Raw genomic sequence first — 11,784 nt, 5'->3', positions numbered from 1 at the left:
TTATGCTCCCTGCGGCTCGACCAGCATCCGGCCGCGCATTTCCATGTGCAGCGCGTGGCAGAACCACTGGCAATAGAACCAGTGCACGCCCGGACGGTCGGCGGTGAAGGTGACCGAAGCGGTCGCCATCGGTGCCACTTCCATCGCGATGCCGTAGTTGCCCAGGCAGAAGCCGTGGGTCACATCGTCCACGTCATCCAGGTTGGTGATGTAAACCGTCACCTCATCACCCTGTTTGACGGTGAACTTCTCAAGGCTGAAGGTCGGGGCCTGCGAAGTCATGTAGACCCGCACCTTGTTGCCGTCCCGGATTGGTTCTTCGGCGCCGTCTTCCAGATCGATGCCATCGGCCTCAGCCTGTTTGCGGGCGTCCTCCCAGGTGATGTCGTTACGGTCCCAGACGTTGACCGGGTTGACGATGTCAGCGCGCACCATGATCGAGTCATGCGGCTCGGCAAAGGTCGGCCCGTCGTGAACCACCTTCATCTCGTTGGTTGAGATATCGATCAGCTGCTCGTTCTCAGGCTTAAGTGGACCCGTGTTCAAGAACCTGTCTTTCGAGAACTTGTTCATCGAAATCAGCCACTTGCCATCAGCCTCCTTGGTTTCACCCATGGTGGTCGAGTTATGGCCCGGCTGATAATGCACATCGACTTTCGAGATGATCGGGTCAACATCGGCGCCGCCGTAAGCCTCGATTGCCTTGTCGAGGTTCCACTTCACGATCTGACTGTCCAGGAATAGCGTGGTAAACGCGTTGCCCTGGCCGTCATAAGCAGTGTGAAGCGGGCCAAGACCCAGCTGCGGCTCACCCACGATGCAGGACCGTGGATCGGCATCACTTTCGAACAGAGCGTCCAGTTTGGTGACGTCCATGATCGATACGGTCGGCGACAGTTTACCATTGATGCAGACATGCTTGCCGTCAGGCGCAGTGTTGATGCCGTGCGGCGAGTTCGGGATCGGGATGTAACGGGTGTATTTCTTGTTCTGACCCTTACGGCCGTCCAGAACTTTGACGCCTTTCAGTTCCTGATAGTCGCCCGCCTCAATACCCGCTTCGATTTCCGCGAGGTTGAAGACAACAACATGGTCCATCTCGTTCTCGGTCATCTCGGCCAGGTTCATCCCCATTTCCGAGTTGTACGAGGTCGAATAGGCGTATTTGCCCTGATAGTCGCAGTCAGTGTTATCGAGGTTGCCCGACACGATCACCTGCCATGCCACTTCCATGGTGTCGCCGTCCAGCGCGGTGAAGATGTTCACGTATTGCGACGGATCGTCCAGCACAGTGCCGTCATTGACCAATGGAGTTTCATCTTCGCCATTGGCAAAGACATAACCAGTGCGCGGGAATTTCTGCGGACGCAGACCGTGGATCGCCTTGGCGTTCGGGATTTCGGTGATCTTGTCGCATTTCATCACGTCGCAACGTACGCGGGCGACGCGGGTGTTGGCCTTGTCGTTCATGAACAGGTAACGGCCATCATATGTGCCGTCGGTGAACGACATATGCGGGTGGTGCAGGTCACCGTTATCGTAGGTTTTCATGCCGCGCTTGGCGAGGAATTCCTTGGTTTCAGGCAGCAGGCCATCGGTCATGATCTTCAGCGATTCATTGGTCTGACCCCAACCGGTGGCCGAACAGCGGTTGAATACCGGCACCCGCATCAGCTCGCGCATGGACGGGAAGCCCAGAATGCGCAGCTCACCGGTCTGACCCGAGGACCAGAAACCGTAGTATTCGTCCAACTCACCAGGTTCGAGATTGGCATTGGCCGCGGCGCTGGCCTGTTTTGCGGTCATCAGGGTTGATCCCAGACCGGTTCCGGCTAGCACGGCGCCAGTGGCGGTCGCCCCCAGCATACCGCGGCGTGTGACGGTTAGTTTGTTGTCATGTTCCGACATGATCGTTCCTCCTTTTAGGAAACGGTTTTCGGTTTGGCGTTTGGATGGTTCGCCGGTGGTTGTCCGAGTGGGGTCTTGAGATCGACCGACCCTGTCTTGGCCCGCCGTTTCAGTTGGCGGATAACGACGGGACATTTGTCCTCGGACTGGTAGAGCACCTGACAATGCAGGCAGGTGACGCACTCGTTCGGATTGATCTCACCTGTGGGGTGGATCGCCTGAACGGGGCATTCATTGGCACAGGTCTGACAGGGGGTGCCGCAGTCCTTGTAACGGCGTAGCCAGTCGAACATGCGCATGCGGGCCGGGATCGCCAGTGCTCCGCCCAACGGGCAGAGATAGCGGCAGTAGAACCGCTCAACGAACAGGCCGATCCCCAACAGGGTCAGCGCAAAAACCACAAACGGCCAGTCGCGCATGAATTTCAGAATGATCGCGGTCTTGAAAGGCTCGATCTCGGCATACTTCTCGGCCAGCGGGATGGAGACAAAGCTGAGGCCGAAGAGACCCAAGAAGATCATGTATTTCGCGGGCCACAGCCGTTCATTCAGGCCCCAGGGCAGGGTCCATTGCGGCACGCGAAAAGCCCGCGCGATCTTGTTGGTCAGTTCTTGCAGCGCGCCAAACGGGCACAGCCAGCCGCAATAGGCACCGCGTCCCCAGAACAACAGGGCGGCTGCCACGGCGAACCATTGGATGAACACCAGCGGGTCCAGTAGGAAGGCATCCCATGAGAAACCCGTGCGCAAACTGCCCGCCAGCGCCATCAGGTTCACCACGCTCAACTGGGCATTCGCGTACCAGCCGATGAAGAACAGGGTCATTGTCAGATAGCCGATGCGGAACCAGTAAAAGACCCGCGCGTTCATCGTGGCATGGAACTGGAAAAAGAAGGTCGCCGTCAGTATCAGCAGCATGACGCCCAGACCGGCAATCTCGACTGTGCGATCCTTCCAGATACGTTTCCAAAGAGCGGCTTTGGCGGCGGCTTCACCTGTGGCGTCATCCACAACGGTGGGGGCTACGACTGGCAACAGGTACTGCTCAGGCAGTTTGTAGCCCAAATCGAAGGTCAGGAACGTCTTTTCAACCGCACCGACGGCGCGTTGCACCAACAGTTGCAGGCGGAAGGGTTCGGCCGGATCAAACTCTGCCTCAGCGGGGATTTTGAAGATATCCAACTCGGTGAAACTGGGCGCATCGGCGGCCGCAACTCTGCCCAGACGCTCTTGCTGTTTATCAAAGAAGCGTACCGAATTATCACCTTGAATCAGCTGAATACGGTCGAAAATCCCGCCACGTACATAGCCTGACCCCTTGAAGCTATAGGCGCCACGACCCAGCACCAGGATGGCTTGCTCGCCCTCGCCCAGCCACTCGGTCAGGTTTTGATACTCGGCCTCGCCCAGCAGTGACTTGCCGATCGACGGGACCGAAACCAACGCCAGATGCATGTCGATGAAGGTGTCGTCGGGCGCGCCCCGTTCACGGCGCCTGATGGCGCGCTGGTCGCCGGTGGCCTCGAACGCAGCGTTGACCTGACCGACATCCAGTGTCAGGCGTCGGACCGAGCCGTCACCCGAAAGCGTTGTCCAGTCATAAGTGGCCTCTTGTGCCATATCGACTTCGCGCTTTGGCCCGTCGGCCTGCAGCGGTGACAAGCCACCCAACCCCAACGCCCGCGCTACCTTGATGCCGCCACGCACGAGACTGTCGTCGATCACCATGATTGTGACAGTCGCGCCCGAGATAATGTCGAGGTCATGGCCCTCACCGCCTGTTTCAGCCTCAACCCTAAGGTCCAGGCCGGCGTAGCCTTCGGTCAGTTCGACCATGCGTGCGTTCGGAATCCCGATCAGTACGATGGGTTCCGAATGCTTGACCAGCTTAACGCCAGTAAGCACCGCATCATTGTCGATCGCTGCAACGACGTGAATGGGTTTGCCGGAATAGCCTGTGGTGCCCACGAAATCCGAGGTCAGAAAGGCCCAGGCAATCGTTTTGCCCCCTTTCAGGATCGGCGCAACCGGAATGTCTTTTCTGATCGGGCCAAATGCCTCGGCGCCGGGGATCAGGTCCGCGGGCTCAAGTTCTGGCAGAAAGCTGGCAAGGCTGTCGGCATGTGCGCTGATCGCCATCAGGCAGGACAGAAAAAAGGCCAGCAGGAAATGGATTGCGCGACTTACGACCACGGCACACCTCCGATGATTGGGGTGGACGCCATGGACGCGCGCGGGGCGCGTTCGGTTTTAGATTCTGGTGCAGGGGGAGGACCCCGGGTTTCTGGCCACAGCTGGTCAGAGCCATTTAGCTCGAAGGACCTGTTGTTTTGGCAAGAAAAGAATTGAACCCTTCCCCGTTGCGTCACTTCCAGCGGCATGGGCAGAGGTGCGGTACCGGTCACGGCGCACAGCGCGCAATCGGCGCATTTGGGGCAAGGTGCGGTCGGGTCTGCATCGCCTTTTTCAAGATCAACCTCGACCCAGACCGCGCCGCCCTCCGAGCAGATCTCAACCCACATGCTTTGCCCGGGACTCGCCAGCGCCGGGCTAAGCAGCTGCAAAAGCAGAAGGATTATACCTGCCACCGCACAAGCTGCGCGGGACGCGCAAACAGCTGAAATGTGCAAAGGATTTTGGGCGGGCATGGAGAATCCAACTCGGTGATCTTTCCCAAGTCCTAAGAGATTCCCGAAAGCAGATACTTGACTTCGGTTAGGCCTTTGGAGAATCCGACCTAGCCGTCTGCTTCGTCCATCAAACTGCGTACCCAGCGCCCTGCAAACCAGCAGGCAGGTACACCCAATGGGATTGACCACAGGATGGCGGTGACAGGCTCAATCACTCCGAATCCGGCGCTGTTGGCGATCAGGCCAGCCAGAAAAAGGTTTATGGCCACGGTCAGCGCAGACGCTGGATACAGCAATATGGCCAGTTTCCACACCGGCCATTTGCCCTCAGTGGCTGGTTCCTTCCGAGAAGGTGATTTTGTTCCAGACATTGTACTTTCCCGAAGGTTTGCGCATCGGCAGACGGCGGAACTCTTCCAGTGTTTTTGCATCATAGATGATCACCGCGCCGTCATCTTCCCAGATCGAAACCAACGCATGGCTTCCGTCCTTGGTGAATTCCACATGGGCCACGGTTTTGCCCGGCGCTGGGCGCAGGGTCCGTACGATCTCAAGGGTTTGCTTGTCGATCACATGCATCACATCCTTGTTGGGCCCAAAGAAAACATCGGCCCAGACATATGGCGAGTTTTCATGGCTGCGCATGAAAAACCCCGGCCCTTCGGTCTTGATCCGCTTGACCGTTTCCCATGTCTCCATGTCGATCACCGAGACGGTGCCATCAGTCAGGTGCGGCGTTGCCATCACAGTTGTATCGCCGCGCCGCCAGGTAATCCCGGAACCCAGATGCGGCATGCCGGGCAGATCCAGGTCAGCCACTTTTTGGCCAATGACCAGATCAATCACCTGACCGCCGTTGCCGTCGCGAGATGCGCCCATGACGTATTCATAAGTCTGGTCGAAAAAGAAATCGTCCAGATAGTCGGGCGTAGTGATCTTGCGTACTGGGAAAGGGTTAGGGTTCTTGAACTGCCCTTCGATACGAAAATCGTGTCCCAACCCGGATTGGGGTGGATTGGCGCCATAGAAGACCTCCCAAATCTCTGGCACATCCTTCAAGGCCAGGACAAAGCTTTCCCGTGGCGGAGCTTGATAAACGGCCGAAACGCGGCTGGGATTACCTTTCCTGCTTTTAATCTCGATCACTTTTGCCACCGAAAGATCCCGGGTGGACAAAAGGGTCAGGCTGTTGGGTAGGTAATTCGCCACCGCCAGCCATTTGCCATCGCCTGACATGGCAATGTTGCGGCTGTTTAGTCCCGCCCGCACGCGACCCACTTGTTGCAACGCCCAGATGTCATATTTCTGGACCCAGCCATCGCGGGACATGATGAACACGTAACGCCCATCGGGGCTGAACTTTGGGCCGCCATGAACGGCAAAAGGAGTTTCAAATCTGTCCAAAACCTCAAATGTGTCACCGTCCAGAACGCTGACATGGTGGTCTCCGGTTTCCACCACCAACGTGATGTTCATCGGATCACTGGACCAAACGGGCGCATCAATCTCGACATAGTCTGCGTCCAGCGTACGGCTGGCCATGATGTCCGCCTCGGCCCAGTCCGGGACGGTCTCGAGCGGGGATTTCAACCAACCTGCCAACTCCTCGATCTGCAGGGTGTTCAGATTATGCGCAAAGGCGGGCATCTGGGTGGCGGTGCGCCCTTCGGCGATCACGGCGGCAACCCGCGGCCCGCGCATGCGTTTTAGCGTTTCGGGTATCAAGGCCGGACCAACTCCGCCCAGCCGGGTGTCACCATGGCAGGACGCGCAATGTTCGGCATAGTCGGACTGGGCGTCGGCCCATGCGGCGCTGGTCAGCAGAAGCGCACACAGTGTTCCAAGCGTCCGAGCCCTAAAAGAACTGATGCGCCGGATCATGGCTTTTCCCCCGGAAAGGTGTGACCTGCAGGCGTTTGCCCGCTTTATCCACGCCAATTTCATCGTTTGACAGGTAACAGGCCGGGTCCTCGGCCCAGGGATCGCCCGTCAGTTGCAGGGCCCGGATGCGCGTGTTGCCACCGCAAACATCCCTGAGCTGACAAACTCCACAGCGCCCTTTCAACGGACGCGGGCGAGTGCGCAGCATGGCCAGCATCTTGTCGTCCCCGGTCCACAACTCGGAAAACGGCGTCGTTTTCACATTCCCGACCGTGTAATCTGACCAGTAGGTGTCGGGATGGACCCGACCAAGATTGTCGATATTGGCCACCCCCAACCCGCTGGAGTTCCCGCCCCAGGCCGCCAAATGCGCACGTATATGCGAGGTCTTTTCGGCATCAAAATGCGTCCTGACCCAGTTCAGAAAATATCCGGCGTCGGCATCGTTATTGCCGGTGACGATATCCAGCGGGCGCCCGCCCGAGGCTGCCTCCCACGCACGGTCCAATAACAGATCCAGACCTTTGCGCGTGCGCAGGTGTTCGGCATCTTCGCCCCTGTTCTTGTCGCCGCGACCGGCGTAAACCAGATGAGACAGGTAGAATTTGTCGACCCCCTCATCATCACACAACTGCAGGAGATCGGGCAGATGGTGCTGCGTGCCCTCGGTCAAACAGAATCGCAAACCGACCTTGATGCCGCGTTTCTTGCACTCGCGCACGCCGCGCAGGGCATCTGAAAAGGCGCCCTCGACACCTCGGAACCAGTCGTTTGTGGCCCCGATTCCGTCAAGTGATATGCCGACATAGTTAAAGCCGACATCAGCGATCATATCGGCGGTTTCATCGTAAATCCGCGTGCCATTCGTCGACAGCGCCAGCATCGGCACCAACTTGCGCGCCCGGTTGGCGATATCAAAGAAATCGAACCGATCCAGCGGTTCCCCCCCCGAGAGGATCAGGGCCGGGACGCGAAATTGGCCGAGATCCTCAAGGGTTACCATGGCTTGCTCGTGGCTGAGCTCACCCGGGAACGCGACATCCGCCGAAACAGTATAGCAATGGCGGCATTTCAGGTTGCAGCGCCGGGTCAGATTCCAGATGACCACCGGCTTAACCGGGCCGGGGCGGCACTTGCGCACGGGGGTCGGGGTGACCAGTTGCTGCATGTATTCAGTCAGGCGGAACATGGCGTTTGGCCTTTCGGTTTCAGGCGCAGCCCGGTCTTTTTCAGGATGCGCGTTGAATACAGGATGTCCTTGGCCCGGCAGGCACTGCCCAGAATACCGGCAATCTCGGCCCGTTTTTCTTCGACTTCACCCCTGTCTTTGCCATGGACCATGGCGAACAGGTTGTAAGGCCAGTCGGGCAGGGCACGTGGACGTTCATAGCAATGGGTGACAAAAGGCAGACCGCCAATATGTGCCCCCAAATCAGCGATTTGACTGTCATCGACGTCCCAGACTGTCATGCCGTTCGAAGTCATGCCCAGTTTGTAGTGGTTCGGGGCTGCGGCGATACGACGTATAACGCCGCGCGCCTTAAGTTCTGCGAGGCGATACAGCAGCGCTTGTTCGTCCATCCCAAGGCTTTCAGCAACCCGAGCGTAGGGCGAAGGCACCAGGGGCAATCCGCCCTGCAGAACCTCGATAATCAGTCTGTCTTTTGCGTCGATCATGCCGCCACCCGGAAGCCAATGAAGAATTCCTGCAACTTGGGAAATCTGAGAACTTCGATCCCCGTCTCTTGTTCGATCGCATCGGCGCAGGCCTCAATCCCTTGGGGCGTTTCGGTGGCCAACACGAACCACATGTTCAGCCGGTGCGTACGTTCATAATTATGGGCAACTTCGGGATGCGCATTGACTTTGGTCAGGACGGATTCAAATGCCTCTGTCGGTATGGCCATGGCACATAGGCAAAAAGCCCCGCCCATCGCGGCTGCGTCAAAGAACGGGCCAAAGCGCGTGATGACCCGATCATCCTTCATCCGTGATAGGCGAACCAACAGATCCTGTTCCGAAATCCCCAGTTCTTGGGCCACCATCGCATAGGGTTGTGAGGTCAGAGGTAAGTCGTCCTGCATTCGGTTCAGGATTGCCCGATCAGTTTCGTCCAGGGTCATGCCGCCGTCTCCTTGGGTTGGATCAGCGCGCCGGTCTGTTTGAAACAGCGCGTCGAAAACAACACCTTGTGCTGCGCGCCAAACAGCTCAGGCAATGCCGCAGCCCCGGCCAGGACGTTTCGCGCTTCGCTGCGCGAGCGGGCGTGGATCATGGAATACAGGCGGTAGGGCCAGATGTTTTCAACGGGTCGACGCTCATAACACAGTGTCACGCCAGGGTATTTTGCCAGCGCAGGCCCGGCACGATCGACCTGATCAGTTGGCATATCCCAGACCACCATCGCATTGGCCGACCAGCCCAGTGCCCGGTGTCTTACGATCACGCCAAGACGCGAGACAATTCCAGCCTCGTGTAAGATCCGGATCCGCGTCTTGGCGTCCTCTGGTTTACGGTCCAAAGAGGCGGCCAGTGCTGCGTAAGGTTCGCAAACCAGCGGTAAGCCGGAACTAAGCGCCTGCATCAATGAGCGATCACCCTTTTGCAGAACGGAACAGTCCACCTTGCGCGGTGCCGGTACGTTGCGTTGCTTGCCTGTCATTCGAAAGCCCAAATCAACATTGAACGGCCGAACCAGACGCAAGTCCAAAACCTGCAAACCGGTTTGCAGGCCAATCCGGGCCAGAGTGGCGTCCACATGCGCGCGATCAGGGCCGGTCGCTACAAACCAGAGGTTCCATTTGTCCTCACGTTGATAATTGTGGTTCACACCGGGCTCTGCGTCGATCAGGGCGGCAATGTCCTCCAGATGCTCCTCGGGTGCGGCCACCGCGGCCAGAGTGCTGGCCGTCACCGCGCCCGGAGTGATCGTGGCCCCGACCCGGGTGATCCGGCCGGTCGAACGCATTCGCGCCAGACGGTTCAGCACTTCAGCTTCGTCCAGCCCCAGCGCCTTGGCCACTGGCTGAAACGGGCGGTCGATAATCGGAAATTCGCGCTGAAAATCGTCCAGCAGGCGACGGTCGATCGGGTCAGTGATATGTTGCATGGGTTACAACCCTGTTCTGTGCGCGCGGGCGGTGAAAAAGATACCCGAGGGGCTGTCCGCCGCGATCTCGCGCAGCTTTTCAAAGCTATGCGTGTCGTAGACCACGACCTTGTTGGCGTCGCGGACACTGATCCAGACCTCATGCCCGCGTGCCGTGAACTCCATATGCAGGACGGCAGGGCCCGGAGAGAATTCGTGGATGACCTGTTTGCTGACGCTGTCGATGACCTGAATTGTATCGTTCAATGGATGGGCAAAATTCACCCAGACCTGTCGCCCATCCGGGCGCGCCATGGCAAAGACCGGCTGACCATGGGTTTGGGTGCGGCCTGTTTCTGTCAAGGTTTCGGCGTCAATCCAAAGAACCTCATGGTGGCCGACCGCAGGCAGGACAAATTCGCGATCCGTCAGTGCCCAGCCCTCAAGATGAGGCATCTTGTATACCGGCATCTCTTCCTGTCCGCGCCCATAGCCCGGAAGCACGCGGATCGGTTTTGGATTGTCTGCCCATAGGTCCAGCGCGGTCAGCCCGTCCTCACCAAACAGACCGGTGATATAAGTGCGACCATTGGCGGTGATCAGCGCGTCATAGGGGTTCTTACCCATATCGGTGATCTTGGTGATCTCGGGCGCGCCATTTGCGAAATCAGCAATCCAGGTCTCGCCCGTGTCCCACATGGAAAACACGAACCGACGGCCCGGCGCATCGACAAGACCTATGGTTTTGCTGTCGGTGGGAATGTCGGCAACCAGTTCCAGCGTATCCGCGTCGAACACGCGTACGCCACCCGGCTCATAGTTCGACACCGCAACCAGTTGGCCGTCATCCGAAATCGCGCCGCCAATGGCATTGCCAGCCTGCACGACCCGATTTGCAATCTGACGGGTCACTATATCAACCTTGGTCAGCCCGCCATCGCGGCCAAAAACATAGGCAAAGCGTTCGTCGGGTGAATAGACCAGGGAGGCGTGGGACAGATCGCCCAACCCTTCGATCCGTGCCAATGCGGCCCGGTCCGACTGGTCCACCAATAAGACCGACCCTTTTGCCCGTTCGATCACAAGGCCCAGATCTCCGGTGGCGGTGGGGTCTGCATTGGCAGGTGTCATCATCATTAGGGCAACGATGCCAAGGGCAAGTTGTTTCATTTTGCCTCCTGTTCCAGCAGGTATCGGGCGATCCATTCGGCCTCTTCTTCGCTGATCAGGGGGCGCCAGGGGGGCATAGCCGTGTCGGGGATGCCGTCCAGTATGACCCCCGTCAGGACGTCCGCCTCGTAATGTTCCAGAGTTCCCGGTCGCAGATCAGGACCAAGCCCGCCTTTCAGGGACAATCCGTGGCACGAGCCGCAATCCTGGTGGACCAACCGTTTCAGGGCGGTTGGGTCGATGGCGTCAGCGGCCAGAGCGGAAGTGGCAACCAGAACGACGGCAGTCAGAACAGTATGCGCGGCCCAGCCCGGCTGCTTGCGGTCCATATGCGCCAGGCTACCCATGCGCCCGCTCCAAAATCTCGGTCAGGGCCTGATTGGCATAAAGCGAAACGACCTTTCCGATAATGAATAAGGTAGGGGCCTTCAGATCCGCCTTGCGCACATCCGCGGCAATCTGGTCCAGTCGGGATACAAGGCGGCGTTCAGAGGCACTGGTGGCCTGCCCAACAGCCAGGACCGGGGTGGATCCGGGTAGGTTCTCGGTCATCAAGCCGATGGCGATCTGGCCGATATTGGCCACGCCCATATAGACGACCAGCGTCGTATCCGGGTCCGCCAGTCGTTTCCAATCCAGATCAAGAACTTTGTCGGACTGCCTGTGCCCGGTGACATATTGAACCGAGGTCGCCAGTCCGCGATGGGTCAGGGGCACGCCGGTCGAACAGGATGCGCCTTGTGCCGCCGTGATGCCCGGTGCGTATTCGACCGTTACACCGTGTGCCATCAGAAAAGCGGCCTCTTCCGAGCCGCGACCAAAGATCATCGGATCCCCGCCTTTCAGCCGGGCCACAACGTGACCTGCGCGTGCGTGTTCCAGCAGGATTTCGTTGATGCGATCCTGAGGAACAGTGTGGCACTTGGGGGCCTTGCCGACGGCGATCAGCCGCGCGCCCTCGGTGTGCATGGCCAGAATTTCATCCGAAACAAGGCGGTCATAGACCACCACGTCCGCCTCCTGCAGCATACGCAGGGCGCGCATGGTGATCAGTTCGGGATCACCAGGGCCGGCACCAATCAGAAAAACCTTACCGCTCATGTGCAAA

The 11,784-nt window shown here is 58.6% G+C and carries 11 protein-coding genes; all 11 read right to left on the bottom strand.

Annotated elements, in window-relative coordinates; all coding sequences use genetic code 11:
• Nucleotides 1-1,908 carry a TAT-dependent nitrous-oxide reductase gene (gene nosZ / locus AC2FJV_RS01965; RefSeq protein ID WP_281972625.1) on the bottom strand — a complete coding sequence of 636 codons (1,908 nt, stop codon included), beginning with the start codon at nucleotides 1,906-1,908 and terminating at the stop codon, nucleotides 1-3.
• Between the two features lie 14 nt (nucleotides 1,909-1,922).
• Nucleotides 1,923-4,046 carry a 4Fe-4S binding protein gene (locus tag AC2FJV_RS01960; protein ID WP_496712383.1) on the bottom strand — a complete coding sequence of 708 codons (2,124 nt, stop codon included), beginning with the start codon at nucleotides 4,044-4,046 and terminating at the stop codon, nucleotides 1,923-1,925.
• Nucleotides 4,047-4,644: 598 nt separating this feature from the next.
• Nucleotides 4,645-4,806, bottom strand: coding sequence for a hypothetical protein (locus tag AC2FJV_RS01955; RefSeq protein WP_334223305.1), 162 nt, complete (start codon nucleotides 4,804-4,806; stop codon nucleotides 4,645-4,647).
• 58 nt (nucleotides 4,807-4,864) lie between these two features.
• Nucleotides 4,865-6,418, bottom strand: coding sequence for a cytochrome D1 domain-containing protein (locus AC2FJV_RS01950; RefSeq protein WP_496712333.1), 1,554 nt, complete (start codon nucleotides 6,416-6,418; stop codon nucleotides 4,865-4,867).
• On the bottom strand, nucleotides 6,393-7,607 hold the full coding sequence (gene nirJ / locus AC2FJV_RS01945; RefSeq protein ID WP_496712331.1) for a heme d1 biosynthesis radical SAM protein NirJ: 1,215 nt from the start codon (nucleotides 7,605-7,607) through the stop codon (nucleotides 6,393-6,395). The genes AC2FJV_RS01950 and nirJ overlap by 26 nt, the downstream gene beginning before the upstream one ends.
• Nucleotides 7,595-8,095, bottom strand: coding sequence for a siroheme decarboxylase subunit beta (gene ahbB / locus AC2FJV_RS01940; RefSeq protein ID WP_496691876.1), 501 nt, complete (start codon nucleotides 8,093-8,095; stop codon nucleotides 7,595-7,597). Before ahbB (AC2FJV_RS01940) ends, nirJ begins: the two co-directional genes overlap by 13 nt.
• Nucleotides 8,092-8,541 (bottom strand): Lrp/AsnC family transcriptional regulator, encoded by a 450-nt coding sequence (locus AC2FJV_RS01935; RefSeq protein WP_142635234.1) that lies wholly within the window; start codon nucleotides 8,539-8,541, stop codon nucleotides 8,092-8,094. Before AC2FJV_RS01935 ends, ahbB (AC2FJV_RS01940) begins: the two co-directional genes overlap by 4 nt.
• On the bottom strand, nucleotides 8,538-9,527 hold the full coding sequence (ahbB, locus tag AC2FJV_RS01930) for a siroheme decarboxylase subunit beta (protein ID WP_281972620.1): 990 nt from the start codon (nucleotides 9,525-9,527) through the stop codon (nucleotides 8,538-8,540). The genes AC2FJV_RS01935 and ahbB (AC2FJV_RS01930) overlap by 4 nt, the downstream gene beginning before the upstream one ends.
• A 3-nt stretch (nucleotides 9,528-9,530) precedes the next feature.
• Nucleotides 9,531-10,676, bottom strand: a complete 1,146-nt coding sequence (locus AC2FJV_RS01925; protein WP_142635237.1) for a cytochrome D1 domain-containing protein — start codon at nucleotides 10,674-10,676, stop codon at nucleotides 9,531-9,533.
• Entirely contained in the window at nucleotides 10,673-11,023 is a 351-nt protein-coding gene (locus AC2FJV_RS01920; RefSeq protein WP_246097173.1) for a c-type cytochrome, read from the bottom strand. The genes AC2FJV_RS01925 and AC2FJV_RS01920 overlap by 4 nt, the downstream gene beginning before the upstream one ends.
• Nucleotides 11,016-11,777, bottom strand: a complete 762-nt coding sequence (gene cobA, locus AC2FJV_RS01915) for a uroporphyrinogen-III C-methyltransferase (RefSeq protein WP_281972619.1) — start codon at nucleotides 11,775-11,777, stop codon at nucleotides 11,016-11,018. Before cobA ends, AC2FJV_RS01920 begins: the two co-directional genes overlap by 8 nt.
• Nucleotides 11,778-11,784: the final 7 nt, after the last annotated feature.

The sequence above is a fragment of the Ruegeria sp. CDSA241 genome (assembly GCF_059611265.1).
The sequence above is the reverse complement of the archived record's forward strand: the minus strand, read 5'-3'. Positions and strand labels throughout refer to the sequence as shown.